Raw genomic sequence first — 26,416 nt, 5'->3', positions numbered from 1 at the left:
GAATTGCGGTAACGTCCAACACGACGTCACCAATTGACAGCGGAAAGCGCATATGCGCGATTTCTGAAGCTATAAAAGCTTTTCCTAGAAATACAAAACGAGCGGGCACCGTCTGGCCGCAAGCCATTCGTGCCCGCCTGACACAAGGAACTCAGCCGGCCAGGGCCTGGCCGAATCCCTGGATCGCTTTGCAGGCCTGCCGCAGTGAGGCGTCGTCCAGCGCATAAGCGATGCGGATGTAAGGTCCCAGCCCGAAGGCGCTGCCATGCACGGTGGCGACGTTCGCCTCGTCCAGCAGCGCGTTGACCACGTCTTCATCGCTGTTCAGCGTCGTGCCAGCCCGCGTTACCTTGCCCAGCCAGGCTTCGCACGATGCAAACGCGTAAAACGCGCCTTGCGGTACTTCGCAGTGAAGGCCCGGCGCTTGATTCAGCCACTCGACCACCAGATCACGCCGCCGCTGGAACACCGCACGGGACTCATGGATGAAGTCCTGTGGCCCGGTCAGCGCGGCCAACGCCGCATGCTGCGAGATGGTGCAGGCACCCGATGTCTGCTGGCCCTGCAACTTCTCCATGGCCTCGATCAGCCAGCGCGGTCCGGTGCCAAAGCCAATGCGCCAGCCAGTCATGGCATAGGCCTTGGAAACGCCGTTCATGGTCAGCACCCGCTCGCGCAAGCGAGGCTCCACCTGGGCGAGGGTGAAGAACTCAAGGTCATCGAAGATCAGGTGCTCGTAGATGTCATCGCTGAGCACCAGCACCTGCGGGTGCTTCAGCAGCACGTCAGCCAGCGCCTGAAGTTCGACGCGGCTGTAAACCGCACCCGTCGGGTTGGATGGCGAGTTCAGGATCAGCCAGCGGGTGCGCGGCGTGATGGCCGCGGCCAAGGCCTCGGGCGTGAGTTTGAAGCCCGTATCAGCTCCGCAGGCCACGGTGACAGGCTTACCACCACACAGCTGCACGATTTCCGGATAGCTCACCCAGTAGGGCGCAGGCACGACGACCTCGTCAAACTCGTTTAGCGTGGCAGCCAAAGCATTGAATATCACCTGTTTGCCGCCGCTGCACACCAGCGTGTCACGCCAGTCGACCGCCAACCCGTTCTCTCTCAGGAACTTGGCGGCGATGGCTTCACGCAAGGGTCGCAGACCCGCCACCTGGGTGTAGCGGGTCTGGCCGGCACGGATGGCTGCGATGCCAGCCTCAGCCACATGTGCAGGCGTATCGAAGTCTGGCTCACCCGCACTGAGGGAGATGATGCTGGCCCCTCCTGCTCGGCGTGCCGCCACACGATCCATGACCTTGTAGGTGGCCGATGGTTTGGCATCGGCCAGAAAGCGGTTCAACGCATGGACTGGCGGATTCATCTGGCCTGTCTCCAGTTCGTGAGGTTCATCAACTCCAGTGTGGATTTGCCTTGGGTCAAAGACGCCATGAACTTGGCTTCTTTGTCTGCCCGGGCCTGGCCCTGGGTCAAGGTGTATTCCGCATGGGCGGCCGGGATGATGAGCACACCGTCATCGTCTGCCACCACCAGATCACCCGCGGCCACTGGCGTGCCGGTGAAGCTGATGGACTGGCCCACCGATGGCGCGCTGGCCTTGATGGTTCCCCGCATGGAAATGCCCCGGGAAAAGACCGGAAAGCGCCGCGCAGTGAGGGCTGCAATGTCGCGCACGCCGCCGTCAATCACCAGCCCTGCGATGCCCGCGGCTTCAGCGGCCACCGTGAGCAGCTCACCCCAGTAGCCTGCCACGAAGCTGCTTGTTGAAACGACAAGAACGCTGCCACGCGGTGCCTTCTCCATGGCGATGTGTATGGCCAGGTTGTCGCCGGGGGAGCATTCAAGCGGAAAGGCCGGTCCCGCCACCGAGGCGCCCGCCCACACGGGGCGGATGGCCACATCGGCTGCGCTGGTTGCCAGGCCCGACGCCTCAAACAAGGTGGAAGTACCAAGTTGGCGGGCCAAAGTCAGTTGTTCTGTGCTGTAGGTCATGGCATTACTCCTTGGTTTGCAGCTTGTGGTACCCCAGCGCGGCACGCGCTTCGCCGAGCGTCTTACCTTGAGAAATCTGGTCACGGATGCGCGATTCGACCTCTTCAATCTTTCGGGCCGTCTCGGCCACTTCTCGGGCTCGGCCACGTGGCACGACGACCACACCGTTAGCATCGGCCACCACGATGTCGCGGGACGCGACGCGCACGGTACCGATGGCCACCGTGGTGTTCACCGACTCCACCTGCACACGGTCTTTGCCGGTGCGCATGAAGCGGCCAGCTGAGAACATCGGGTAGTTGTCGCCCAGGGCCTTGCCCACGTCTCGGCAAACCCCATCGATCACGGTGCCCGCGATGCCACGCAGACCCGCGTACTGGGTCATGATGTCGCCCCAAACGGTGCAATCGGTGCGTCCATCGTTGTCGATGACCACCACGTCCCCGGGCGCCACGTCATCGATGAAGTCGCCGACTGTGCCGGGCGGGTTGCTGGCTGGCACGTACTTGACGGTGAAAGCTGGTCCGACCACGGCCTTGGCATAGTTGGCCAGCGGCATGATGCCCAGTGCTTGGCCGTGCAGACCCAGTTTGTCCATGGCGTCAGAGACGCCGGGGGTGTCCAGCCCTTCAAAAAGGGCCATCAGTTCTTTGTCTTCTGCACTCATGTCATGACTCCTAGATCAAAATTGAGTTGAATTCGGGGAAGCTCTGGCCTCAGTCCGCCATGGCTCCCATTGGTTTGGCAATCGATTCCAGGGGTGGGGCTTTCGCTTTTCAAGCGCCGCTGGAGTTGCGTCGTGTCGGTCGTGTTTAGGGCTTTGCGAACACGGGCATGGCGCCGGTTGATCAGGTCTGCGGGCGGGCCCTGGCACGCCAAGACGCCCTCCCCCCTGTTCACCACAAACTGGCGAAAGCCCCGCGCCTTCACGGAGGGCACCTCAGGCAGCACCGCGTTTCGTTTCTCACTCGCAGCGGCCAAGGCACGCCCCTCCTTGCAGCCCGACAGCGCAAAAAGTTCGCTCAGAGGGGCACGCAGGCCGTCGATCAACTGCCCCATCACCCAAGCCAACCTGTCGCGGCTTCCGGCTGGGTCTGGCGCGACGAACTTGACAACCTGGCCAGGGCCAGCGACGAGCGCTTGGGCAAAAGCCACGCTGTTCGCGGCCAGCATCAGCAAAGCGCAGCCAAGCGAACGCAATTGAAGGCTCATCGTCAGGCCTACTGGGGTGGAGTGATTTGAGCTCGCAAGACGGGTAGGCGAGGCCGCACTGCGATCAGCCTTTGACCACGATGGCCTCAAATTCCTTGTCGTGCATGACCTCCGCCACCGAACGGCCAGCACGCACCGCTGCCACCATGCCATCCTGGCGCTTGGCAATGCGCTCGCCGAGGTCCAGTACCTCTTCGATGCGGGCCGCAGGCACAAAGACGGTACCGCAGCGGTCGGCGATCACATAGTCATCCTCATGCACCGTGACGCCCGCCATCTGCACCGGCTGGCACGAGTGGATCTGGATCACCCGATTACGGGCGCTGATCATGGTCACGCCGCGGCCATAGACCGGGTAGCTCACAGACTCGCTGCCCTCGATGTCGCGGCTCAAGCCGTCGATGACCGTGCCACGCACCTGCTTGGACACGGCAGCATTGGCCAAAATATCGCCCCAGCAAGAGATGCCCTCCGCGCCCCCTGCAACGACCAAGACGCGGTCGTCAGAGGCAATGGCGTCAATGACAGGAGAAATCAGGTGAACCGTCGGCTTGGCGTCGCCTTTCGGGCCCAGCTGGATGGTGCTCGCACGGCCGACGACCTTGGGGCAGTCCCACAAGGGACGCAGACCGTAGGTCGCGCCAGGCAGATTCAGAAAGTCGAGGGCGTCGGACACGGTGTTGGTGTCCAGCGATGCGAGTCGGTCGAGGAATGAACGTTGGGTCATTGCACTGGGTTCCATGAAGGTACCCGGGCATGATCAAACCCGCCGCTTAATATGTAAATTCCGAATTCAGTATCGTTGTGATCTGAAAATAAGATCAGAAAAAGATGACGTTCGCCGAGGACAAAAGGAGAATGGTTCGCTCAGACTCATCACACCAGCCAGCCACATGGAGCACCAGGATGAACAACAGGATTGACTTCCGCCTCATACGACAGCTGTGGATGTTCCTCGCTGTAGCCGAGGAGCAGCACTTCGGCCGCGCGGCACAAAGGCTCGGCATGTCCCAGCCTCCGCTGACGGAGCAGATCAAAGTTCTGGAGCAGTCCCTGAAAATGCAGTTGTTCGCACGCTCCAGACGTGGGACCCAACTGAGCCCTGCCGGGGCGGCGATCTTGCCAGCGGTGCGCCAGTTCGCTGGCCAGGTCGAGCAACTGGAGCGTGTGGTGCGCGAAGTTACCTCGGGTCAATCCGGTGTGCTGCACGTTGGAGCCATCACGTCAGCCATGCTGGAAACGGTGCCCCCATTGCTCGAGGCCTTAAAGATCGCACACCCTCATCTGACAGTGTTTGTCAGAGAAATTGATAGCGTTGAAGCCGTCCCGGCACTGGAGGCGGGTGAGTTGGATCTGGTATTTGCCAGGCTGGATGGAGATGTCGGCAGTGACATTGAGACGATTCCTATGCAAGAGGATCGCTTGGCAGTGGCGCTGACGAAGAGCCACCCTCTGGCGACTCAATCCAAGATCCGCCTGAAGTCCCTGAGTGCAGAGCAACTCGTGATGTCTTCTCGACAGGTCAGCCCGGTGTATTTCGATATGCTGACCAGCGTCTGCCGCACCCATGGATTCTCCCCGCGTGTACTTCATGAGGTGCGATCGGTAACGTCGCAAATCGCCTACGTCAGTTGCGGGCAAGGTGTGGCTCTGGTGCCATCCTCTTTGCGAAGACTGGCGCCAGAGAATGTGGTGGTCAGGCCACTGAAGGAAAAAATCATGGTCGTAACGGCTGCAACCGCTTGGAATGCGAGCCGTCACCACCCGATGGTGGACGAAGCTGTGGCATGGTTACGATCACAAGTCAAGTCTCCAAAGCTGTCGCTTGTTTCTAAGCGAGCTGCTTTAGCAGCGCTTCGCCGTGGGCCTGCTGCAAATCACTGAGCTTGATTTCCAGTGGCTTGCTGCGCAGCGCGTTCTCCATGCCTCGCTTGCCTTCGTCGACCAACTGTTCAACCTCAGAAGGGTTGAGTTCGTCGGCTCGGTGAGCCTCAGCGACTGTGGTCCGGTCTCGGAGGATGTCCAGGACCAGGACCGACTTTCTCTTGGCCGACTAACGCTTGATGCCGTCTTCCATCAAGGGAGCTCATCTGTGTTTCCTTTCAGCGATAACACCTGAGCAGGAAAACATTTGGGAAATACACAACCTGGCACGCCAGGGGCTGCAACTCAAGCCCGGTTGCTAGTGGGCCCCCGCACGAGGGGCTGCGCACCAAAGTTGCGAGAATCGATCTGGCCGCTACCACGGTGTCCGGACACCACCGAGCAGCGCTGGTAGAAACACACCAGATCCCTGATGTTCGCGGGCCTCGTGTGCTAGCCCGGGCTTGCTATTCCACCTTGACCTTCAAAACCTTCAATAGCTCGGCCCAGCGTGTGAAGTCCTGTTTCACGGTGTATGCGAACTCCTCCTGGCTGATCGGCGCCGTGTCGATGCTCTGCAGCGCCAACTTGGCCTTCAGTTCGGGTTGTATCAGCGTCTCGTTGATGGCCTGGTGAATTTTTGCCACCACAGGAGCGGGTGTATTTGCTGGCGCAAAGATGACCGACAGCACCCAGCCTTAAAGAGTCCGTCGTTGCGGTGAAATTAGCCAGATTGACCCAATGGTCACAATCGTGACAGACCAAATCCGAGTGGACACAAGACGGGCACAAAGTGGGCACAAACAAAAACGCCCACTGATGAGTGGGCGTCTGCTGTCAGCGGGAACCGCTGTTTGATTGGTTGCGCGAGTAGGATTTGAACCTACGACCTTTGGGTTATGAGCCCAACGAGCTACCAGGCTGCTCCATCGCGCACCGCAATCATAACACTAATTGTCATGTTGATATGACTTCATTCAATTATTTGTAATGAAAGATGGTGCGCGCCCCAAGCCAGTGCGGCGTCAGGGCGCTTTTCAAGCGCTGGGTGCGGGCAGGCTTTGGGCACGCAAGCTGCGGAACTGCTGAGCTTCCTGGTGCAACCAGGCCTCGATCAGGCGCATGGCCTCCGAGGGGTAGCGCTGCGACACAAAGTGGTAGCTGGCGTGCGATTGCACGCTGCGGCCAAACAAGGGCACCAGGCGCTTGGTGACGATGTCGTCCAGCACCAGCGCCGCGCGACCCATGGCCACACCCTGGCCGGCCAAGGCCGCGCTCAGGGCCAGTTGCGACAGGTTGAAGCGCTGGCCCTGGCTGAGGTCGGGCCGCTCGGCCCCCATGGCGCGGAACCAATGCGTCCACTCCGCGACTTCATCGCCGCCATCCCAGGGACTGGCGTCGTGCAGCAGGCAGGCGGGGTTCAGGTCGCTCGGCTGCTGCAGTTCGGGGTGTTGCGCCAAAAAGGCCGGGCTGGCCACAGGCACCAGCCACTCGTCCAAAAACTGAGTGGCTTGCACGTCCTCGTACTGGCCCGGGTCAAAGCGCACCGCCACCTCGATGCCGTCGTGCACCATGCGGGTGCGGTCCAGGGCGTGAAACTCGCCGTACACCCGCAGGCCCACCTCGGGGTATTGGCTCAAGAAGGAGCCCAGACGCGGCGTCAACCAGCGCATGGCAAACGAAGGCGAGCAGCTCAGCGTGGTGGGGCCGTCGGAGCGCGGTGCCCGACGCAGCTGGGACAGCGTGCCCTCAATCGCCTCGAAACCCTCACGCAAGACCACGCCCAGCCACTTGCCCTCGGGCGTCAGCACCAAGCTGCGCGGGGTGCGGATCAACAGCGGCCGCGCCAGCCATTGCTCCAACTGCTTGACCTGTTGGCTCACCGCACCCTGGGTGATGCACAGCTCACCGGCAGCGCGCGTGAAACTGCCGTGGCGTGCCGTGGCTTCGAAGCAGCGCAGCCAGGCCAGCAAGGAAGGAGAAAGCCTTGTTTCCATTATTCTCACTAATGTTTAACCCACTATAAATGCATTGTCGTCAGGCGCTGGGCCATGAAGAATGAGCCCATGGCTTGTTCAGTCAACCGCGTTTCCCAGCGGCGCTGACGGCCTTGTTCAACGGCGTCCAACGCATTTTCTGACCATGACCCTGCCTGCAAGTTTCGCGCCCACCGAGGCCCTGCTCCGCGCTGCCAGCCCCACGCTGTGGCTCAACCCGGCCCGCCAGGCTCAGCCCGAGGCCGTGATGCCCACCAGCGAAGGCGGCCACATTAGTCTGGCCGATACCCGTGAAGCTGCAGCCCGTTTTGCCCGCTTCGCGCCGCTGCTGGCCGAACTGTCGCCCGAGTTGCGCGCCCGCCAGGGCGTGATCGAGTCCGAGCTGCTGTCCGCCCCGGCCCTGCAACAGGCCCTGGGCCTGCCGCCCGAGCACGGCGCCTTGTGGATCAAAGGTGATCACAGCCTGCCCGTGGTGGGCTCGATCAAGGCGCGCGGCGGCTTCCACGAGGTGCTGCAATGGGCCGAGGCCCTGGCCCTGGAGCACGGCCTGATCACCCTGGACAGCGACTACCGCGTGCTGGGCCAGGGCCCGGCCCGCGCCCTGTTTGCGCGCCACCAGGTGGCCGTGGGCAGCACCGGCAACCTGGGCTTGAGCATTGGCGTGCTGTCGGCCGCCCTGGGCTTCCAAGCCGTGGTGCACATGTCTTCCGACGCCAAGGCCTGGAAAAAGGATCGCCTGCGCCAGCGCGGCGTGGAGGTGGTCGAACACGGTGGCGACTACGAAAAAGCCGTCGCCGCAGGCCGCCAGCAAGCCGCCGCCAACCCGCTGTGCCATTTTGTCGACGACGAGCGCTCGCTCTCGCTGCTGCTGGGCTACAGCGCTGCCGCCCTGCACCTGGGTCAGCAACTCCAGGCCCAGGGCGTGGTGGTTGACGCCGAACACCCCTTGTTCGTCTACCTGCCTTGCGGCGTGGGCGGCGCGCCGGGGGGCATCACCTTCGGGCTGCGTCAGCTGCTCGGCCCGCATGTGCATTGCTTCTTCGCCGAGCCCGTGCAGTCGCCCTGCTTCATGCTGCAAATGATGAGCCCCGAGGGCGCCCACCCCTCGGTCTACGACATCGGTCTGACGAACCACACCGAGGCCGATGGCCTGGCCGTGCCACGCGCCTCGCTGCTGGCCGCCGAACTGATGCGCCCCCTGTTGTCGGGGGTGTTCACGGTGCGCGACGACACCTTGTTCGAGCACCTCGTGCAGGTACTGGACCACGCCGACCAACGCATCGAGCCCTCGGCCGCCGCTGGCTTCAGCGGCCCGCAGCAGCTGTGTGGCAGCGCCCAGGGCCAGGCCTGGTTGGCCGAACAAGGCCTGCTGCCCCACCTGCCGCGCGCCACCCACTTGGTCTGGACCACGGGTGGCCTGCTGGTGCCCGAACTGGAATTCAGCCGCTTTGTGCAGCGTGGCCGCCAAGGGCTGAACGCGACCTCGGCCTGACGCAGCGTCTCCCGCCCGCTGACCTCCCCCCTTCCCCACCCCGCCCCCCCCGAAAGCCGCTCATGAAAAACCGCACCCGCCCCCTGTTGCCCCTGCTGGCCCTGGCCAGCGCCTTGAGCGCCGCCACCTGGCCCGCCCTGACCCATGCCACGGAAGGCGCCTGGCCCGCCAAGCCGATCACCCTGGTGATCCCCTTTCCGCCCGGGGGCTCGACCGACATCCTCGGCCGCCTGATCGGTAAAAAGCTGTCCGACAAGCTGGGCCAGAGCGTCGTCATCGACAACCGCGCCGGGGCTGGCACGGTGATCGGGGCCAGCTATGTGGCCAAGGCGCCCGCCGACGGCTACACGCTGCTGGTCAGCTCGGGCACCACCTTCACGGTCAACCCCGCCATCCAGAGCAAGCTGCCCTACGACCCGGTGAAGAGCTTCGAGCCCATCGGCATCGCGGGCCGCACCGGTTTGATCCTGCTGGCCAACAAGGCCGTGCCGGTGAACAACGTGAAGGAATTCGTGGCCGCCGCCAAGGCCGCCCCAGGCACTTTCTCGTACGGCTCTTACGGCAGTGGCACGACCTCGCACTTCGCCGCTGAAATGATCCTCTACGCCACCGGCACCAAGCTGCTGCATGTGCCTTACAAGGGCAGCGCCCCGGCCATGGTGGACCTGATGGGTGGCCAGATCCCGTTCACGGTCGACACCGTGTCGGCGGCCCTGCCTCAGCTCAAGGGCGGCAAGATCAAGGCGATTGCGGTGACCACCGCCAAGCGCTCTTCGCTGCTGCCCCAGGTGCCGACGCTGGCCGAGAGCGGCTACCCCGACCTCGACATGGACACCTGGCTGGCCATCGTGGCGCCGCGCGGCCTGCCGCCGGCCGTCAAGACCCAACTCGAAAAGGCCCTGGCCGATGTCGTGGCCGACCCCGAAACCCGCGCCAAATTGGTCGAAGTCGGTTTTGAGCCGCAGCACGTCTCGGCCGCCGGCACCGCCGCCCTGATCGAGTCCGAACTGCCGCGCATGCGCGCCATCGCGCAGCGCGCCCAGATCAAACTAGACTGATTGCCGACGGGCGGCGCCCCCCTGGCGGGTCGTCGCCCAGCGGCTTGCCACCGGTGCGCCCCCCACCGTCCCATTCCCTGCCTCCTGGAGACCCATCCATGGCCCACGACACCACCCTGGTCGAACTGACCGCCCCCGAACTGCGCCGCTTGATCGGCGCGCGCCAGTTGTCGCCCGTCGAACTGCTGGACGCCTGCATCGCACGCATCGACGCCGTCAACCCGCTGGTCAACGCCGTCACCGCGACCTGCTTTGACCGCGCGCGCAGCGAAGCCCGCGCGGCCGAACAAGCCGTCATGCAAGGCCAGCACCTGGGCCTGCTGCACGGCCTGCCCACCGGCGTCAAAGACCTGGAGGCCACCGAGGGCCTGCTGACCACCTATGGCTCGCCCATCTACCGCGAGAACATCCCCAGCGCCGACAACGTGCTGGTGGCGCGCTTGCGCGCGGCCGGCGCCATCGTCGCGGGCAAAACCAACATCCCCGAAATGGGGGCGGGCGCCAACTCGCGCAACGTGGTTTGGGGCGCCACGGGCAACCCCTTCAACTCCAACCTGAACGCGGGGGGCTCCTCGGGCGGCTCCGCTGCCGCCCTGGCCTGCGACATGCTGCCGGTGTGCACCGGCTCGGACACCGGCGGCTCGCTGCGCATTCCGGCGGCCAAGTGTGGCGTGGTGGGTTTTCGCCCCTCGCCCGGCGTGGTGCCCAGCTCGCGCAAGCTGTTGGGCTGGACCCCGATCTCGGTGGTCGGCCCCATGGGCCGCACGGTGGCCGAGGCCTGCCTGCAACTGGCCGCCAGCGCCGGCGTGTCGGTGGGCGACCCGCTGACCTACCCGCTGGACCCGATGAGCTTCCTGGTCCCGCCCGACGTCGACCTGAGCCGCCTGCGCGTGGGCTGGACGGAAGACTTTGGCACCTGCGCCGTGGACGACAACATCCGCCGTGTGTTCCGCGAAAAAGTCGCCGCCATGAAGCACCTGTTCGCCAGCTGCGACGAGGTGAAATTCGAGCTGGGTGAAGCCCACAAGTGCTTTGACGTGCTGCGCGCCGAGGCCTTTGTGGCCAGCCTGAGCGACGCCTACCAACGCGCCCCCGCCAGCCTGGGCCCCAACACCCGCGCCAACTACGAGATGGGCGCGGCCATGAGCCTGCTCGACAGCGCCTGGGCGCAGGCCGAGCAGACCCGTTTGCTGGGCCGCTTCCAGCAGGCCTTTGCCGACTTCGACATCATCCTGGCGCCCACCACCCCGGTCTCGCCCTTCCCCTGGACCGAGCTGTACGCCAGCCACATCAATGGTGAAGCGCAGTCCAACTACTACCGCTGGCTGGCCCTGACCTATGTCAGCACCCTGAGCACCCACCCCGCGCTCAGCCTGCCCTGTGGCCTGGACCACGCCCAGATGCCTTTTGGCCTGCAGGTGATTGGCCGCTTCCGCGCCGACCACCACACGCTGGGCACGGGCCAGGCCTTGGAAAGCGCCTTCGCCCGCATCGAGGGCCTGCAACGCCCGCGCCCCGATCTGTCGCGCCTGAAACCGGCCGAACCCGCCCTGACCTCCATCGTCACCGCCGCCCCCGACGCGCGCGACGCCGTGGGCCTGCCCCGCCTGGACGGCCGGGCGGCCAGCGCCGGCACCGTGTCGGCCGTCTGATGCCCATGACCCCGAGAGACACCATGTCGACTTATGACTATGTGATCGTCGGCGCCGGCATTGCCGGCGCCTCCGTGGCCTGGCAGCTCGCCGAGCGCGGCCGCGTGCTGCTGCTGGAGCGCGAATCCCAGCCCGGCTACCACAGCACCGGGCGCTCGGCGGCCATGTTCATGGAGACCTACGGCACGCCCAACATCCAGGCCCTGACCCGGGCCAGCCGGGCCTTTTACGAAGCGCCGCCCGAGGTGTTTGGCCCGCACCCCATCCTGTCGCCGCGCGGCGTGGTCTACATCGCCAGCGCCGAGCAACGCCCCTTGCTGGACCAGGCCCTGGCCAGCGCACGGGCTCAGTCGCCCAATGTGCGCGAACTGAGCCAGGCCGAGCTGCTGGCCGCTGTGCCCGTCCTGCGCCCCGAGGCTGCGGTGGCGGGCATGGCCGAGCCCCTGGCGGCCGACCTGGACGTGAACGCGCTGCACCAAGGCTATTTGCGCGGTGCACGCCAGCGCGGCGTGACGCTGCGCTGCGACGCCGAAGTCGTGGCCTTGCGCCGCGAGGCCGGGGTCTGGCAGGTCGACCTGGCCCAGGGTGAGCCCGTGCAAGGACACCAGCTGATCAATGCCGCCGGTGCCTGGGCCGATGCGCTGGCCGAACTGGCCGGCGTGGCCCCGATCGGCCTGCAGCCCTGCCGGCGCAGCGCCTTCACCTTCCCAGCGCCGGCCGGCCTGGACTGCAGCGCCTGGCCAGCGGTGGTGGGGATTGACGAGACCTTTTACTTCAAGCCCGACGCCGGCCAACTGCTGGGCTCGCCCGCCAACGCCGACCCGACGCATCCCCACGACGTGGTGCCCGAAGAGTTGGACATCGCCACCGGCATCTTTCACATCGAAGAGGCCACCACCCTGCAAATCCGCCGCCCAGCCCACACCTGGGCCGGCCTGCGCTCCTTTGTGTCCGACGGGGACTTGGTGATTGGCTGGGACCCGGCCCAGGAGGGCTTCTTCTGGTTGGCTGCCCAAGGCGGCTATGGCATCCAGAGCGCGGCCGGCGCCTCGCTGCTGGCGCGCCAGCTGATCCTGCGCGAACCGGTGGACGAGCTGGTTGCCGCTGGCGTTGATGTCGAAGGCCTCAGCCCCCGGCGCCTGCGCGCCTGAGGGCCGGCCTGGCTGTCAGGCCGGGGCAGGGCTTGGCTCGCCCTCATCAGCCCGCCAGTCCCCGGCGGGGCTGGCGCAGACCAAGGCCGCCGCCTGGGCCAGCGGGGCCTGCAGCCAGGTGCTGAAGTCGGCCTCGCGCAGGGCCACCACCATGCGCTTTTCTTCGTTGGGCTGGTGAAACTGGTTCATGAAGGGGTGCTGGTCGGCGTTCACCGTCAACAAGGTGAAGCTGCGCTGCACCGCGCCGCTGGCGTCGCGCCAGCCGGTCCACAAACCCGCCAAGGCCCAAGGCTCGCCGTCGGCGCGCACGATGCGCGTCGGCACGGCCTTGCCCGAGCGCCAGTCGGGCTCGTAAATCGCCTCGGCAGGCACGATGCAGCGCCGGCCCAGGCGCCAGGCATCCCGAAAACTGGGCTTGCTGGCCACCGTCTCGCTGCGCGCGTTGTAGGTGTGGCGCGCCACGCCGGCGTCCTTGGCCCAGTGGGGGATCAGGCCGAAGCGGCCCAGCAAGGCCTCGCGCCCGCCCCCGACCTCCTCCGCTGGCGCCGCCGCAGCGGGCGCAGTCAAGGGGCGCGGGTAGCGGATGAAGGCCGCGGGGTAGGACGGCCAGACGTCCCGGCGACCGCCCTCCGGCAAGGTCAGCTTGAAGGTTTTGCGCAGGCGCTCGGGGTCGTAGACCGCTTCAAAATGGGCACACATGGGCGGCGATGTTAGCGGCCCCGAGGCCGGCCCCTGGGCGGGTCGAAAAATGGTCGTCCCCGCCCCCATGCAGGCGCTTGGGGCGGCGGATACTTGGCGGATGACCTTGCCCTCGTCTGCCCCCCGCCCCGCCCCCCGCATCTACCTGGCCGGCCCCGATGTGTTCTACCCCGAGGCGCGCGAGCGCGGACGCCAGATGCAGGCCCTGTGCGCGAGCCTGGGCCTGGTCGGCCTGTACCCGCTCGATGGCGACCTGAGCGACACAGAGGCCACACCGCTGTCGCTGCGCATCTACCAGGCCAACCGCCAGCTGATCCAAAGCGCCGACGCGGTGGTGGCCAACCTGCGCGACTTTCGCGGTTTTGAGCCCGACAGCGGCACGGTGTGGGAGGCCTCGTTCGCGCTGGCCCTGGGCAAGCCCGTGGTGGGCTACCTGCCGCAAGCCAACAGCCTGATCGAGCGCATGGCTGGCCAGCACCAGGCAGGGGTGGATGCCGATGGCTGCACGGTGGAGGACTTTGGCCTGCCGCTCAACCTCATGCTGGCGCACAGCCTGAGCGCTGTGGCCTATGGGGCCGAAGACGGTTTGCAGGGCCTGCGCGCGGCCTTGCTGGTGGTGCGCCGCCTGCTCGACGCAGGAGGCAGCCCGGGCTGAGTCACCCGCGCTGGCTTCAGTTCAGGCCAGCTCGGCCAGGGCGCCCCGGCGCTTCCCTGCGGGATCACTTGCCTGCTGCAAATGGCAAGGAAGAGTGGTGCACCACAATGCGCAGGCGCCCAGCATCGTCCTTCTTGAATTCCCAGGTTTTGTCCACCACAGTCACTTTTCCGTCTTTGTCAGTGAAGCTGACATTGCCCATGGTGGTGGCGGTATTGCCTGCCAACAGAATGGCGGCATTGCTGATTTCCACCTTCTTCCAGCCCTTCAGGGCGAACCCGGTGTCCGTGGGGTAGTTGGCGTCGCCGCCCACAAAGTAGGCCAGGGCTCCGGCGCGTGTGGTCCGGAAAGTTTGTGGTGCTTGCGTCAGGGTGGGCTTGAACAGCACGGGGCCCAGGTTGTAGCCATAGGCGCCATCCAGTACTTTTTCGGCCAGTGCCTTGGCGGCAGTTGGGCCGCCTTGGACGTTTGCCTCGCTGATCGCCACCAGCGCGTCTCCCCAAGCCTTCTGGGCCGCCAGAACTTCGGTTTCGTTGATGGCGGCGTTGGTGACAGGTGTCTGTGCGAAAGCCGAGCCGGCGAAAGCCAGGGCGGTGACGAGAAGGGCTTGCTTAGCGAATTTCATGTACGAAGGCTCCAAATGATGTCTGGTCGGAGCGACATTGCGCCGACCGGGCCATTGAAGCGTGCGCACTTGAACGGGTACTGAACGCTCCATGAGCGCACCATGAAATCCACATGAACCTGAGATGACAGCCCCGCAAAGTGGTTCATCTGAAGTTAATCTTCCGCCGGCCTGCGAGGCTGTCCAGATGCGCCATCATGGAGGGATGTTCGCTCGCAAGCTGTCTTTTGCCCTGGCCGCCTTGGCCGGTGCCGCCATCCTGGAAGGGCTGGTGGCCGTATGGGCTTTGAATGTGGCCAATGAGCATGTCCTGCGCGGGCGCGTGGCCTCAGACCTGCGCCAAGGATTTGAAGAGCTCACCATCAACAAGCTGCGTTTGCGGGCCTGGTTCACCGAGGCCAAGTTGAGCACCGGTGCCGATCACGTGCTACGGGACAAATACTTGGCGGACATGCGTCAAAACCTGCGTCAGTTGCATCTGTTGTCGGCCCAGGCGACTGCCCTGAGCCAGGGCGAGGCGTTGACGCTTTCAGAGCACCTGCAGCGGGAGGAAGCGCTTGCCGTGCTGGAGGAAAGCGTCACGACGCTGGAGGCCGCTGCATCCAACGTCACGCCCATGTCGGCCGGTACGGACGCCAGCATGGCCTGGCGGGTCGCCTCTGATTTGTTTGACAGTTCACGAGGCCGTGATTTGCGACGGCTGCTGGCAGACAGCATGGAGCGGGAATTGGCGGCGGTCGCACGGGAACGCAAGGGGGCTGATCAGGCGCTGCTTTGGATGCGCCGGCTTTGGCTGGCGGTGGCGGTGAGCATCGCCTTGCTGACCCTGTTGCTGGCCATTCAGTTCGCCAGGGCCTTGCGCCGGCCCATGAACGCGCTCACGCAGGGGGCACTGGAACTCCAGCAAGGCAACCTGGCGCACCGCATACGCTGGACTGGCGCGGATGAGTTTGCGGCCGTTGCCAACAGCATGAACGCCATGGCCATGGAGTTGCAAGAGCACCGGCAGCGCGAAGTTCAAGCCCGGCAACAATTGGAAAGTCTGGTGAAAGCCCGAACCGAGGACCTGCAGAACGCCTTGGAGGCGCTGCAAAAAGTCGACACGCGCAGGCGGCAGTTGTTTGCGGACATCGGTCATGAGTTGCGCACGCCGACCACCGTCATCCTGGGGGAGGCGGAGATCACTTTGCGGGGCCAGCAGCGTGATGAAGCGGAGTACCGTGACGCACTGCGTCGCATTGTGAGCACCGCGCGCCAGCTCGGTGCCGTCATTGACGATTTGTTGACCGTGGCCCGCTCCGACATGGATGTGCTCGCCCTCAATCGCACGCCCCTGAGCCTGACAGAGTCCATGCGCGAGGTGGTGATGCAGGCCGCGGCCCTGGCCTATGAACGTGGCGTGGAAGTCATCGCCCAGGCGTCCACCCAAGCCGACATGCGCATGTTGGCCGACCCGCTTCGATTGCGCCAGTTGCTGCTATTGCTGCTCGACAACGCGATACGGTATTCCCACCAGGGTGGCCGTGTCACGGTCAGCGTGGAGTGCGTATCGGCTGAACCCGCCTACTGCATCATCCGCATTGCAGATGCCGGCATCGGGATCGCCGCAGATGACCTGCCACGGGTGTTTGAGCGAAGCTTCCGCAGCCCGTCGGCGCGCCAGCATCGTGCGGAAGGGAGTGGGCTGGGCTTGTCCATCGGGCGGGTGCTGGCGCGTGCACACGGCGGCGATATCGTGTTGGAGAGTACCCAAGGACAAGGCACCACGGCCCGACTGACTTTGCCATTGCTCCCCGCTGACCAGGCGGGGCATGAGACATGAATATTTTGCTGGTGGAAGATGATGCGCGCATCGCGGACTTTCTGGATCGCGGTTTGCGCGCAGAGGGCTATCGGGTGCAAGTCGCTCGAAATGGTCCGGATGGGCTGATGATGGCCCGGGAGGCTGTCCGCAACACGCCCACCGACGGCGTGGGGACGGTGATGTTGCTGGATGTCATGCTGCCCGGCATGAGCGGTCTGGAGGTTTGCCAAACACTGCGCGCGGCATTGGTTCCGATCCCCATTTTGATGTTGACCGCCCTGGGCAGCCTGGAAGACCGGGTTGCCGGCTTGCGACTTGGGGCGGATGACTATCTGGTGAAGCCCTTTGAGTTCGAAGAACTGCTGGCACGCATCGAGGCGCTGGCGCGCAGGGGGCCCCGCCAACAGCCCTTGCCACGAGAAGAGTTGGTCGTTGCCGACCTGGTGCTGGACACACGCACCATGAAGGCCAAGCGCGCGGGGCAAGTCCTGAAACTGACCGCCCGCGAACTGGCTCTCTTGGAGCTGCTCCTTTCAGCGCCCGGGCGCTTGTTCAGCCGCGAGCGGATTCTGGCCAATGTATGGGGCACCAACGAGGACCCCATGACGAACATTGTGGATGTCTACATCCGTCGCCTGCGAAGCAAGGTGGACGAGGGCAGCCCACGTCCCCTGATACACACCCAGCGCGGGCTGGGCTACCGCCTCGAAGACATCGGCGAGGTGCGTCTGGAGGAGTAGTCGGAAGCCAGGGCGGGTCAACACAAACGGCGAAGACCCTCAGCAACCCATGCGAAGCCGAGAAATCCCAGGAACCTTGAACCGAGCTTCTCGAAGCGAGAGAAGGTGCGTCTGTCGCCCTTCAGTCGCCTGAGCCATCTTCAGCCGTGCTCGGCACCTTAGCGCATGGCGTTGACCACCTGCAGGTGGGTCAAACTGACCTTGCCACCTTGCTTTGAAAGACCGTGCTCGGCGCGATGGCGGTGTTCAGGTGTGATTTCCGTCCCCGGAGCTTCGCATCGAACAAGCCCTCGCAGTCACCCACGTTGGCAGGCGCTGGTTTCAGTTCAAGCCAACTCGGCCCGGTAGGGCAGATCTGCGCCCCGGCGCGAGCAGGTGATGGCGGCCGCCCGCGCGGCAAAGTCCAGCACCGCTTCCAGCACGGGCGCCGACAGCGCTGCCAGGCCGCCGGGGCTCAACAGGCTGCGTTCGGCCAGGGTGGTCAACAACGCCGCCTGAAAGGTGTCGCCCGCGCCGACGGTGTCGACCACTGGCACGGCTTGGGCTGGGCGCGCGGCATGCCGGCCCTGTGCCGTCCAGGCCCAAACGCCCTCGCCGCCGCGCGTCACCACGACCAGGCGAACGCCTTGGGTCAGCCACTGGGCAGCCAGTTCGGCGGGGTCAGCCCCGGGGTAGAGCAGGCCCAGGTCCTCGTCGCTGACCTTGAGCAAATGGGTGCGCGGCAGCATCCAGGCCAGGGTGTCGCGCCAGCGCGCGAGGTGAGGCTCGACATTGAGGCGGATGTTGGGGTCGTAGGCGATCAGGCTGCGGGTGTGCTCACGCTCGACCAGGGCGCGCTGGGTGCTGGCCACGGGCTCGACCACCATGGCGTAGGAGCCAAAGTGGTAGGCCTGGGCCGCGGGCACACCGTCCACCGCAGCCAGGGGCAGCAGGCGGTCGGCGGCGCCCTCGCCGTAAAACGCATACGAAGGCACACCCTGTGCGTCCAGTCCCACCAGGCCCAGTGTGGTGGGGGCGTCCAGGCGCTGCACGCAGCCGGTGTCCACGCCCTCTTGCTGCAAAGCCTGCAGCAGCCGGTCGCCCAGGAAACCCTGGCTCAGGCCGCCAAAAAAGGCCACACGCTGGCCCAGCCGTGCCAAGCCCTGCGCCACATTGAGCGGCGAGCCGCCAATGCGGGCATCCATCATCAGGCCGGTGGGCGTGTCACCGGCTGCAAAAACATCCATCAGGGCTTCACCGCTGACCACCATCATCTTGTGCATCCTTCGCGGCCACAGCCGCCAAACAGGCCCCGAGCATCGCAGCCCAGCCGCGCCTCGAACATGGGGAAAACCATTAATCAATCCACTTGATTTATTAAACACCGCTGGCCAGAATCTGCTCCGTGCCGCCCTGTGCGGTCTGCGCTGACCCGTTCACACAACAAGGAGACCCTCATGCGCCCTGCCCTGACCCTGATCGCCGCCGCTGCCGCCACTGCTGTTTTGCTCGCCACCGGTGGGGCCCAGGCCCAAAGCCAGCCGGTGATCGGCCTGATCACCAAGACCGAAACCAACCCCTTCTTCGTGAAGATGAAGGAAGGTGCTGCCGAAGCGGCCAAGGCCGCCGGTGCCAAGCTGCTGACCGGTGCGGGCAAGACCGATGGCGACAACGCTGGCCAGGTCACGGCCATGGAAAACATGATCGCCGCGGGTGCCAAGACCATCCTGATCACGCCCAGCGACAGCAAAGCCATCGTGCCCAGCATCAAGAAGGCGCGCGACAAGGGCGTGCTGGTGATCGCCCTGGACAGCCCGACCGACCCGCTGGACGGCACCGACGCGCTGTTCGCCACCGACAACTACAAGGCCGGTGTGCTGATCGGCCAGTACGCCCGTGCGGCCCTGGCTGGCAAGCCGGCGCGCATCGTGACCCTGGACCTGTTCCCTGGCCACCCCGTGGGCGCCCAGCGGCACAACGGCTTTCTCAAGGGCTTTGGCCTGAACGCGCCGGACGCCAAAAGCAATGAACTCGGCAAGGACGCCGCCGTGGTCTGCATGGCCGACAGCTACGGTGACCAGGCCAAGGGCCAGACCGCGATGGAAAACTGCCTGCAAAAAGTGCAGGACGTGAACGTGGTCTACACCATCAACGAGCCTGCCGCGGCCGGCGCCTTCAATGCGCTGAAGAAAGCGGGCAAGGACAAGGGCGTGGTCATCGTCTCCGTGGACGGGGGTTGCCAGGGCATCAAGGACGTGGGCGCCGGCGTGATTGCCGCCACCAGCCAGCAGTACCCGCTGAAGATGGCCGCCCTGGGGGTGGAAGCGGGTGTCACCTACGCCAAGACCGGCCAGAAGCCCAGCGGCTACACCGACACCGGCGTCACCCTGATCTCGGCCAACGCCCAGCCCGGCGTGGACAGCCAAAGCGTGAAGACCGGCACCGATCTGTGCTGGGGCAAGAAGTAAAACCCGGCCCCGTGCCAGGCGCTCACCCGCAGCGCCCCTTGTCGCCGCCAGCCCAAGCCCGTGCTGTGGCGGCGTCACCCCTCAGGAAGGAATCCCCGTGAAAGACAAGTTGCTGCCCCTGGCCACGCTGGGGCCACTCGTGGCCCTGCTGGCCGCCTGCCTCTTTTTTGCCACCCAGAGCGACCGCTTTCTGAGCGCGGGCAACTTCAGCCTGATCCTGCAGCAGGTGATGGTGGTGGGCGTGATCGCCATCGGCCAGACCCTGATCATCCTGACCGCAGGCATCGACCTGAGCTGCGGCATGGTGATGGCCCTGGGCAGCATCGTGATGAGCAAGTTCGCCACCGAACTGGGCCTGCCCGCGCCCTTGGCGATTGTGTGCGGCGTGGCCGCGACCACGGCCTTTGGGCTGCTCAATGGCCTGCTGGTCACACGCATCAAGCTGCCGTCCTTCATCGTCACGCTGGGCACCATGAACATCGCCTTTGCCATCACCCAGCTGTATTCCAACTCGCAGACGGTGACCGACCTGCCGCCGATGCTGACCGCCTTGGGCAACACCTTCAGCCTGGGCCAGACCGAGTTCGCCTGGGGCGCGCTGCTGATGATCGGCCTGTACCTGCTGGCCTGGTTTGTCCTGCGCGACACCGCGGCCGGCCGCCACGTCTATGCCGTGGGCAACAACGCCGAGGCGACCCGCCTGGTCGGCATCCCGACCCAGCGCGTGCTGCTGGGCGTGTACGTGATGGCCGGCCTGTGCTATGGCCTGGCCGCGCTGCTGAGCGTGGCGCGCACCGGGGTGGGCGACCCCAACGCGGGCCAGACCGAGAACCTGGACGCCATCACCGCCGTGGTGCTGGGCGGCACCAGCCTGTTTGGCGGGCGCGGCCTGGTGCTGGGCAGCCTGGTGGGCGCGCTGATCGTGGGCGTGTTCCGCAACGGGCTGACGCTCATGGGCGTGTCTTCCATCTACCAGGTGCTGATCACCGGCATGCTGGTCATCCTGGCCGTGGCCACCGATCAACTCTCGCGCAAGGGGGCCCGCTGATGAGCCACACACCAAGCACCACACCCACGTCGTCGGCCAGCGCCGCGCCCCTGGTCATGCAGGCCCGCGGCCTGGTCAAACGCTACGGCCAGGTCACCGCCCTGGACGGCGCCGACTTCGACCTTCGCGCCGGCGAAATCCTGGCCGTGATCGGTGACAACGGCGCGGGCAAGTCCTCGCTGATCAAGGCACTGTCGGGCGCCACCGTGCCCGATGCAGGCGAGATCCTGCTCGACGGCCGCCCGGTGCAGTTCAAGAGCCCCATGGACGCGCGCCGCGCCGGCATCGAGACCGTCTACCAAGACCTGGCCGTGGCCCCCGCCATGACCATCGCCGAAAACCTGTTCCTGGGCCGCGAACTGCGCCGCACCGGCTGGCAGGGCGCGCTGCTGCGTCGCCTGGACAAGAAAGAGATGTTGGCCCAGAGCATCGCGCGCATGCAGGACCTGAAAGTAGGCATCCGATCCATGACCCAGGCGGTGGAGACCCTGTCGGGCGGCCAGCGCCAGTGCGTGGCCGTGGCGCGTGCGGCGGCCTTTGCCCAGCATGTGGTGATCATGGACGAGCCCACCGCGGCCCTGGGCGTCAAAGAAGGCAACATGGTGCTGGAGCTGATCCGCCGCGTGCGCGACCAGGGCCTGCCCGTGGTGCTGATTTCGCACAACATGCCGCATGTGTTCGAGGTGGCCGACCGCATCCATGTGGCGCGACTGGGCAAGCGGGCCGCCGTGCTCAACCCCAAGCACATCAGCATGAGCGACACCGTGGCCGTCATGACCGGCGCCCTGGCCCCCGAGGCCCTGCCGGCCGAATGCCTGGCCGGCTGAGCCGGCCCCCCTCAAAACACACCAAGGCCCCACCATGCTCAAAGGCATAGACCCCCTGCTCAGCCCCGACCTGCTCAAGGTGCTGGCCGAGATGGGCCACGGCGACGCCATCGTCATCGCCGACGCCAACTTCACCGCCCAGTCCCTGTCGCGCCACGCCCTGGGCCCGCTGCCCGTGCTGCACCTGCCTGGCGTGACGGTGGAGCGCTGCGCGCGCGCCGTCTTGTCCCTGCTGCCGCTGGACGCGGCGGTGGACCAGCCCGTGACCTACATGCAGGTCTGCGGCACGCCCGAGGGCTACCGCAGCGCGCAGCAGCGTGGCGTGGTCGCCATGCTGGAGGCCGAGGGCCACGCCCAATCGGCCCAATGCGAGGCCGTGGAGCGATTTGCGTTTTACGATCGGGTGCGCGCGGCCCAGGCCATTGTCCTGACCGGCGAACTGCAACCCTATGGCAATTTCATCTTCAAAAAAGGCGTTCTCGGAGAAGCCCTTGTCCCCTGACACCGCCTCGCACAGTCCGCGCCTGCGCCCCCGTGGCTCCAGCCAAGGCGGCCTGCGCCAGTACAACGAGCGTGTGCTGTTGCAGGCCGTGCGCCTGCATGGCGCCCTGCCCGGCGCCGAGCTGGCCCGGCTGACCCACCTGACCGCGCAAACCGTCTCGCTGATCACCAAGCGCTTGATCGAGGACGGCCTGCTGCTCAAGCAGGCCCCGCTGCGCGGCAAGGTGGGCCAGCCCTCGGTGCCCCTGGGCCTGAACCCCGAAGGCGCCTGGTCGATCGGTGTGAAGGTCGGCCGGCGCCGCCTGGACGTGCTGCTGATCGACTTTGAAGGCCAGGTGCGTGAACGCGCCAGCACCGACCACGCCTACCCGGAGCCCGAGCAGGTGCTCCATCAGGTCTGCCAGCAGGTGCAGGCCTTCAAACAGCGCCTGGGCCCGGTGGCGGCGGAGCGACTGCAAGGCATGGGCGTGGCCGCGCCCTTGTCGCTGGGCGGCTGGCAGCCACTTTTGGGCTACCCCGAGGACCTGGCCCAGCGCTGGGAGCGCACCGACCTGCGCCAGGCGCTGGAACAGCGCTGTGGCCTGCCCACGACCACCCTCAAAGACACCGCCGCCGCCTGTGTGGCCGAACTGGTGGCCGGCCGCGGGCGCAACCTAAAGTCCTTTTTGTACGTGTTTGTCGACACCTTCATTGGCGGCGGCCTGGTCATCGACAGCCATTTGCGCGCCGGCCTGCACGGCAACGCCGGGGCCATCGGCTCGCTGCCGCTGGGCCTGGCCCAGGGCGCGCCTGATGCCAGCCAGGCCCCGGCCCAGTTGCTGAGCACGGCGTCACTGATGCAGCTGGAACAGCGCCTGCAAGCGGCGGGGCTGGACGTGCGGGCCGCCGGCGACGCGCGCGCCTTGCAAGCCCCCTGGCGCGAACACACCGAGGCCTGGCTGGAACAGGCCGCCAACGCCATCGCCCTGGCCAGCAACAGCGCCTCCTGCCTGCTGGACCTGGACGGCGTGATCCTGGACGGTGCCTTCGACCGCACGCTGCTGGAGGCTTTGCTGGCCCACACCGAGCGCGCCCTGGACCGCTACAGCTGGGAAGGTGTGGCGCGCCCGCAACTGCTGGCCGGCACCATCGGCTCGGACGCCGGCGCCTTGGGTGGGGCCTTGCTGCCGCTGTACGCCAACTTTGCGCCTGCGCCCGACCTGTTCCTCAAAGTCGCCGACTGACACCGAAGACCCCGCTCACCCCGGGTCTTGCTCAGAAATGTAAGTAAATGTTTGACCCGCAGAGGTCTTTCGGCAATTCTCGGGGTTCATGCGCGACCACCGCCCTTCTCTGCTGCCGCCCTGGTTGACCTGGGCCCTGGCGCTCGCCCTGCTGGGCAGCGGCGCCAGCAGCCAGGCCGAGCCGAGTTATTACCTGGTCACGGTGTATGACGGGGCGGGCGAGATGAATGTGGACTTCCGCTACTGGACGGTCGATCCCCAGCGAGGCCGGACCCGCGTCTGGCCTGAAATCGGCCTGGGCTACGGGGTCACCCGCCGCTGGTACACCGAGCTGTTCGTCAGCTACGTGGGCGAGCGCCCTGAAAACGTCAGGACCGAGTCGGTCAACTGGCAAAACGACCTGCTGTTGACCGAGGGCCAGTACCCGTTTGACCTGGCGCTGCACAGCAACCTCGCCTTGAACAAAGGTCCCGGAAGCGGGCGCCTGCTGGAGTTCGGCCCAGCCCTGCAAACCGAATTCGGCCGCACCCAGGTCAACACCAACCTGTTCTGGGAGCGCAGCCTGCAGACCGAACGCGCCAGCCGCACCCAACTCAAATACCAGTGGCAAGTGGCCCAGCACTGGCGGCCTGGCCTGCACCCAGGCTGGATGGGCTTTGGTGAGTTGGGCCCCTGGGACGACCTGTCGCCCCGGCGCCAGCAGTCGCACCGTCAAGGCCCCATGGTCAAGGGCAGCCTGGTGCTGGGCCCGGGCCAGGAACTGCGCTACCACCTGGGCTACCTGATCGGCAAAGCCTACGGCAGCCAGGCCAACATGCTCACCTTGCGGCTGCAATACGTTTTTTGAGGGGCAAGCCCGCCTCAGAACGAGGCGGGCGGGGTCCGCCAGCGGGGGCGGACCGGGAACGGCGGGGGGTGCCGCTCTGTCCAGCCGATCAGCGGCCGCCGAAGGTCTCGGTCTTCTGGTCCAGCAAGATTTCTGGCGCGTCGGCCTCTTGCCAGGTTTCGTTGTTCAGGCCGGCTTGGAGACGCTGCATGTCCAGGTCGCCGGTCCAGCGCGCCACCACCAGGGTCGCCACGCCATTGCCGACCAGGTTGGTCAGGGCACGGGCTTCGGACATGAAACGGTCAATGCCCAAGATCAGCGCCAAGCCAGCCACCGGCACATGGCCCACCGCCGACAGCGTGGCGGCCAGCACAATGAAGCCGCTGCCCGTGACGCCCGCAGCCCCCTTGGAGGTGAGCAAGAGCACGGCCAGCAAGGTGATCTGCTGGGTCACGGTCATTGGGGTGTCCGTCGCCTGGGCAATGAACACGGCGGCCATGGTCAGGTAAATCGAGGTGCCATCCAGGTTGAAGGAGTAGCCCGTCGGGATGACCAGGCCCACCACCGACTTGCGGGCGCCCAGGTTTTCCATCTTTTCCATCATGCGCGGCAGCACCGATTCAGACGACGAGGTGCCCAGCACGATCAGCAGTTCTTCCTTGATGTACTTGACGAACTTCCAGACGCTGAAACCATGCAGGCGGGCGATCAGGCCCAGCACCACAAAAACGAAGATCAGGCAGGTCAGGTAGAAGGTGCCCATCAGCTTGCCCAGGCTGAACAAGGAACCAATGCCGTACTTGCCGATGGTGAAAGCCATGGCGCCAAAGGCGCCAATCGGAGCCACCTTCATGATGATGCCGACGATGTCGAACAGCACGTGCGAGGTCTTCTCGATGAAGTCAAACACCAAGGTGCCGCGACCGCCGAACTTGTGCAGCGCAAAGCCGAACAGCACGGCAAACAGCAGCACCTGCAGGATCTCGCCCTTGGCAAAGGCATCCACCACCGAACTGGGGATCACGTTGAGCAGGAAGTCCACCGTGCCTTGCATCTTCCCCGGGCCGGTGTAGGCCGCGATGCTCTTGCTGTCCAGGGTGTTGGGGTCCACATGCATGCCGCTGCCCGGCTGCACCAAGTTGACGATGAGCAGGCCCACGATCAGGGCCAGGGTGCTGACGATCTCAAAGTACAGCAGGGCCAGGCCGCCGGTCTTGCCGACCTTCTTCATGTCTTCCATGCCGGCAATGCCCACCACCACGGTGCAGAAAATGATGGGCGCGATGATCATCTTGATCAGCTTGATGAAGCCGTCGCCCAGGGGCTTGAGGTCCGCCCCCAGCGAAGGCTGGAAGTGGCCCAGCAAGACGCCCAGCGTCACGGCGACCAGCACCTGGACGTACAGCGATTTGTAAAGCGGGCGCTTGGTGGGCGCCTCAGCAGCCGCGTGCACGGCTTGCGGTTGGGTAGTTGTTGTCATGTGTGAAGGTCCGAACCGAGGGCCCACCGGGCCCAAGCAAAAGGTCCGGCATTCTAAAGGGGCCTAGGGTTTTCCAGCATTGTGGAAACCCACACACACGATCTAGATGATATTTTGAATTCTTGACAGGCAACACAATGCGATCTGAGCGCCCACAGCCTCGTCCGGCGCCGGTGCTTCAGGGCGCGACCGAAGCCCCCTTGATGCCATGCCGCTTCAGGGCGGCCGCCACCAAGCCGCTGCGCTTCATGCGCTCCACGTAGTCGCGCAACAAGGCCTCTGCAGCCTCGCCCCGCCCCTTGGGCAATCCCATGGCCTGGCGAATGACCATGAAATGCCCTGGCAAGAGGCGCAGGCCCGGCAGGCGTGCAGCGTCCGCCTCCAGCTGCTGACGCACACCCGCAGCCACCTCGGCCTGTTGCGCCACAAAGGTGTCCACCACCGTCGGCGAGGTCGGTGCACGCACCAGGGTGGCCTGCTTCAACTCGCGCGTGAGGAACAGGTCATAGGCGCTGCCCCGCCCCACCACCACGCGGTGGGCCGGCACGTCAACCTCGGCCACGCTGCGCAGCGGGGAATCCTGGCGCACCAGATAAGCCCCCTCGATCAGGACATAGGCCTCGGTGAAGCGAATCCCCGCGCCACGAACCGGGTCGATGGCAAAGAACCCAATGTCGGCGCGCTCTTGCGTGACCTCGTCCACCGACTTGCCTGCGGCGTCCACCACCACCAGATCCAGGGGCAGGCCCAACTGCTGGGCCAGGCCCCGAGCCAGATCCACGGACACCCCCACAGGCTGCCCCAGGGCGTCGCGCTGGGCCAGAATGGGATTGCCCAGGTTGATCACGGCGCGCAAACGACCTGTCGGGGCGAGCACTTGGGCGACCGCGTCCCCGCCCTGCCGGTCAAGCGAAGCGGTCGAGCTGCGATCCAGGGCGGGCGCGGGCCCAGATTCGCCGGCGGCCAGCGCCCAGCCGCTGGCTGTCATGGCCCAGGCGGCCAAGAGCCCCAGAGCACAACGGCGCCACCTGAAAGAGCCGTTGGCCCAAACGGTGGGGCTGGGCCGGGGCAGACGTGAGCAAGGCATGGTGAAAATCCTCCAACAAGCGACATGACCG

27 protein-coding genes and 1 tRNA gene are annotated in these 26,416 nt (G+C 65.6%); 14 read left to right on the top strand and 14 right to left on the bottom strand.

Going from position 1 to position 26,416, the window contains the following annotated elements; translation table 11 throughout:
• Window positions 1–151 precede the first annotated feature (151 nt).
• The 5 genes from PSQ39_RS07025 to PSQ39_RS07005 form a co-directional block, all read right to left on the bottom strand.
• Entirely contained in the window at window positions 152–1,369 is a 1,218-nt protein-coding gene (locus PSQ39_RS07025) for a pyridoxal phosphate-dependent aminotransferase (protein WP_273925989.1), read from the bottom strand.
• Entirely contained in the window at window positions 1,366–1,998 is a 633-nt protein-coding gene (locus PSQ39_RS07020; RefSeq protein ID WP_273925988.1) for an RraA family protein, read from the bottom strand. The genes PSQ39_RS07025 and PSQ39_RS07020 overlap by 4 nt, the downstream gene beginning before the upstream one ends.
• A gap of 4 nt (window positions 1,999–2,002) precedes the next feature.
• On the bottom strand, window positions 2,003–2,665 hold the full coding sequence (locus tag PSQ39_RS07015) for an RraA family protein (RefSeq protein ID WP_273925987.1): 663 nt from the start codon (window positions 2,663–2,665) through the stop codon (window positions 2,003–2,005).
• Complete coding sequence (locus tag PSQ39_RS07010; protein WP_273925986.1) at window positions 2,662–3,210, bottom strand: type 2 periplasmic-binding domain-containing protein; 549 nt, start codon at window positions 3,208–3,210, stop codon at window positions 2,662–2,664. Before PSQ39_RS07010 ends, PSQ39_RS07015 begins: the two co-directional genes overlap by 4 nt.
• 64 nt (window positions 3,211–3,274) lie before the next feature.
• Window positions 3,275–3,937: an RraA family protein gene (locus PSQ39_RS07005; protein WP_273925985.1), complete on the bottom strand. Its 663-nt coding sequence runs from the start codon at window positions 3,935–3,937 to the stop codon at window positions 3,275–3,277.
• Window positions 3,938–4,116: 179 nt separating this feature from the next.
• Here PSQ39_RS07005 and PSQ39_RS07000 point away from each other — a divergent pair, with 179 nt between their 5' ends.
• A complete protein-coding gene (locus PSQ39_RS07000; RefSeq protein WP_273925984.1) occupies window positions 4,117–5,094 on the top strand; it encodes a LysR substrate-binding domain-containing protein in 978 nt (325 codons plus the stop codon).
• Here the strand turns inward: PSQ39_RS07000 and PSQ39_RS06995 are convergent.
• The 4 genes from PSQ39_RS06995 to PSQ39_RS06980 all read right to left on the bottom strand — a co-directional run bounded on the left by PSQ39_RS06995 (window position 5,042) and on the right by PSQ39_RS06980 (window position 7,070).
• Window positions 5,042–5,242 carry a transposase gene (locus PSQ39_RS06995; RefSeq protein WP_273926366.1) on the bottom strand — a complete coding sequence of 67 codons (201 nt, stop codon included), beginning with the start codon at window positions 5,240–5,242 and terminating at the stop codon, window positions 5,042–5,044. The two genes, PSQ39_RS07000 and PSQ39_RS06995, sit on opposite strands and share 53 nt — an antisense overlap.
• Before the next feature lie 298 nt (window positions 5,243–5,540).
• A complete protein-coding gene (locus tag PSQ39_RS06990; RefSeq protein ID WP_273925983.1) occupies window positions 5,541–5,765 on the bottom strand; it encodes a tripartite tricarboxylate transporter substrate-binding protein in 225 nt (74 codons plus the stop codon).
• Between the two features lie 167 nt (window positions 5,766–5,932).
• A tRNA-Met gene (locus PSQ39_RS06985) sits at window positions 5,933–6,009 on the bottom strand.
• A 101-nt stretch (window positions 6,010–6,110) separates the two neighbouring features.
• The gene (locus PSQ39_RS06980; RefSeq protein WP_273925982.1) at window positions 6,111–7,070 is read right to left on the bottom strand and encodes a LysR substrate-binding domain-containing protein; all 960 of its coding nucleotides are present in this window, start codon (window positions 7,068–7,070) and stop codon (window positions 6,111–6,113) included.
• Between the two features lie 145 nt (window positions 7,071–7,215).
• Here PSQ39_RS06980 and PSQ39_RS06975 point away from each other — a divergent pair, with 145 nt between their 5' ends.
• The 4 genes from PSQ39_RS06975 to PSQ39_RS06960 all read left to right on the top strand — a co-directional run bounded on the left by PSQ39_RS06975 (window position 7,216) and on the right by PSQ39_RS06960 (window position 12,423).
• On the top strand, window positions 7,216–8,562 hold the full coding sequence (locus tag PSQ39_RS06975) for a D-serine ammonia-lyase (protein WP_273925981.1): 1,347 nt from the start codon (window positions 7,216–7,218) through the stop codon (window positions 8,560–8,562).
• A 62-nt stretch (window positions 8,563–8,624) separates the two neighbouring features.
• Entirely contained in the window at window positions 8,625–9,620 is a 996-nt protein-coding gene (locus PSQ39_RS06970) for a Bug family tripartite tricarboxylate transporter substrate binding protein (protein WP_273925980.1), read from the top strand.
• A gap of 98 nt (window positions 9,621–9,718) precedes the next feature.
• Entirely contained in the window at window positions 9,719–11,272 is a 1,554-nt protein-coding gene (locus PSQ39_RS06965; RefSeq protein WP_273925979.1) for an amidase, read from the top strand.
• 23 nt (window positions 11,273–11,295) lie between these two features.
• The gene (locus tag PSQ39_RS06960; RefSeq protein ID WP_273925978.1) at window positions 11,296–12,423 is read left to right on the top strand and encodes an NAD(P)/FAD-dependent oxidoreductase; all 1,128 of its coding nucleotides are present in this window, start codon (window positions 11,296–11,298) and stop codon (window positions 12,421–12,423) included.
• Between the two features lie 15 nt (window positions 12,424–12,438).
• Here the strand turns inward: PSQ39_RS06960 and PSQ39_RS06955 are convergent, their stop codons facing one another.
• Window positions 12,439–13,122 carry an SOS response-associated peptidase gene (locus PSQ39_RS06955; protein WP_273925977.1) on the bottom strand — a complete coding sequence of 228 codons (684 nt, stop codon included), beginning with the start codon at window positions 13,120–13,122 and terminating at the stop codon, window positions 12,439–12,441.
• 100 nt (window positions 13,123–13,222) lie between these two features.
• Here PSQ39_RS06955 and PSQ39_RS06950 point away from each other — a divergent pair, with 100 nt between their 5' ends.
• On the top strand, window positions 13,223–13,777 hold the full coding sequence (locus PSQ39_RS06950) for a nucleoside 2-deoxyribosyltransferase (RefSeq protein ID WP_273925976.1): 555 nt from the start codon (window positions 13,223–13,225) through the stop codon (window positions 13,775–13,777).
• Window positions 13,778–13,841: 64 nt separating this feature from the next.
• Here PSQ39_RS06950 and PSQ39_RS06945 read toward each other — a convergent pair whose 3' ends face one another.
• A complete protein-coding gene (locus tag PSQ39_RS06945; RefSeq protein WP_273925975.1) occupies window positions 13,842–14,402 on the bottom strand; it encodes a hypothetical protein in 561 nt (186 codons plus the stop codon).
• 205 nt (window positions 14,403–14,607) lie between these two features.
• On the opposite strand from PSQ39_RS06945, the gene PSQ39_RS06940 reads away from it, so the two are divergent.
• Window positions 14,608–16,224 carry a sensor histidine kinase gene (locus tag PSQ39_RS06940; RefSeq protein ID WP_273925974.1) on the top strand — a complete coding sequence of 539 codons (1,617 nt, stop codon included), beginning with the start codon at window positions 14,608–14,610 and terminating at the stop codon, window positions 16,222–16,224.
• Window positions 16,221–16,946, top strand: a complete 726-nt coding sequence (locus PSQ39_RS06935; protein ID WP_273925973.1) for a response regulator transcription factor — start codon at window positions 16,221–16,223, stop codon at window positions 16,944–16,946. The genes PSQ39_RS06940 and PSQ39_RS06935 overlap by 4 nt, the downstream gene beginning before the upstream one ends.
• Before the next feature lie 326 nt (window positions 16,947–17,272).
• Here the strand turns inward: PSQ39_RS06935 and PSQ39_RS06930 are convergent, their stop codons facing one another.
• The gene (locus tag PSQ39_RS06930; protein WP_337961931.1) at window positions 17,273–18,208 is read right to left on the bottom strand and encodes a carbohydrate kinase family protein; all 936 of its coding nucleotides are present in this window, start codon (window positions 18,206–18,208) and stop codon (window positions 17,273–17,275) included.
• Window positions 18,209–18,382: 174 nt separating this feature from the next.
• Between PSQ39_RS06930 and PSQ39_RS06925 the strand changes: the two genes are divergently transcribed.
• The 6 genes from PSQ39_RS06925 (at window position 18,383) to PSQ39_RS06900 (ending at window position 23,839) form a co-directional block, all read left to right on the top strand.
• Window positions 18,383–19,393 carry a sugar ABC transporter substrate-binding protein gene (locus PSQ39_RS06925; protein WP_273925972.1) on the top strand — a complete coding sequence of 337 codons (1,011 nt, stop codon included), beginning with the start codon at window positions 18,383–18,385 and terminating at the stop codon, window positions 19,391–19,393.
• Between the two features lie 97 nt (window positions 19,394–19,490).
• Window positions 19,491–20,441, top strand: a complete 951-nt coding sequence (locus tag PSQ39_RS06920) for an ABC transporter permease (RefSeq protein WP_273925971.1) — start codon at window positions 19,491–19,493, stop codon at window positions 20,439–20,441.
• Window positions 20,441–21,268 carry an ATP-binding cassette domain-containing protein gene (locus PSQ39_RS06915; protein WP_273925970.1) on the top strand — a complete coding sequence of 276 codons (828 nt, stop codon included), beginning with the start codon at window positions 20,441–20,443 and terminating at the stop codon, window positions 21,266–21,268. Before PSQ39_RS06920 ends, PSQ39_RS06915 begins: the two co-directional genes overlap by 1 nt.
• Window positions 21,269–21,302: 34 nt before the next feature.
• Entirely contained in the window at window positions 21,303–21,770 is a 468-nt protein-coding gene (locus tag PSQ39_RS06910) for an RbsD/FucU family protein (RefSeq protein WP_273925969.1), read from the top strand.
• Window positions 21,760–22,992, top strand: coding sequence for an ROK family transcriptional regulator (locus tag PSQ39_RS06905; RefSeq protein ID WP_273925968.1), 1,233 nt, complete (start codon window positions 21,760–21,762; stop codon window positions 22,990–22,992). Before PSQ39_RS06910 ends, PSQ39_RS06905 begins: the two co-directional genes overlap by 11 nt.
• Before the next feature lie 88 nt (window positions 22,993–23,080).
• Window positions 23,081–23,839, top strand: coding sequence for a hypothetical protein (locus tag PSQ39_RS06900; protein ID WP_273925967.1), 759 nt, complete (start codon window positions 23,081–23,083; stop codon window positions 23,837–23,839).
• A gap of 88 nt (window positions 23,840–23,927) precedes the next feature.
• Here PSQ39_RS06900 and PSQ39_RS06895 read toward each other — a convergent pair whose 3' ends face one another.
• Complete coding sequence (locus PSQ39_RS06895) at window positions 23,928–25,298, bottom strand: dicarboxylate/amino acid:cation symporter (protein WP_273925966.1); 1,371 nt, start codon at window positions 25,296–25,298, stop codon at window positions 23,928–23,930.
• Window positions 25,299–25,476: 178 nt separating this feature from the next.
• Complete coding sequence (locus tag PSQ39_RS06890) at window positions 25,477–26,286, bottom strand: ABC transporter substrate-binding protein (protein WP_273925965.1); 810 nt, start codon at window positions 26,284–26,286, stop codon at window positions 25,477–25,479.
• Between the last annotated feature and the right edge of the window lie 130 nt (window positions 26,287–26,416).

Source organism: Curvibacter microcysteis (assembly GCF_028649455.1).
Lineage (GTDB): Bacteria > Pseudomonadota > Gammaproteobacteria > Burkholderiales > Burkholderiaceae_C > Curvibacter > Curvibacter microcysteis.
Note: the sequence above shows the minus strand (reverse complement) of the source record. Positions and strands in the feature narration are given on the sequence as shown.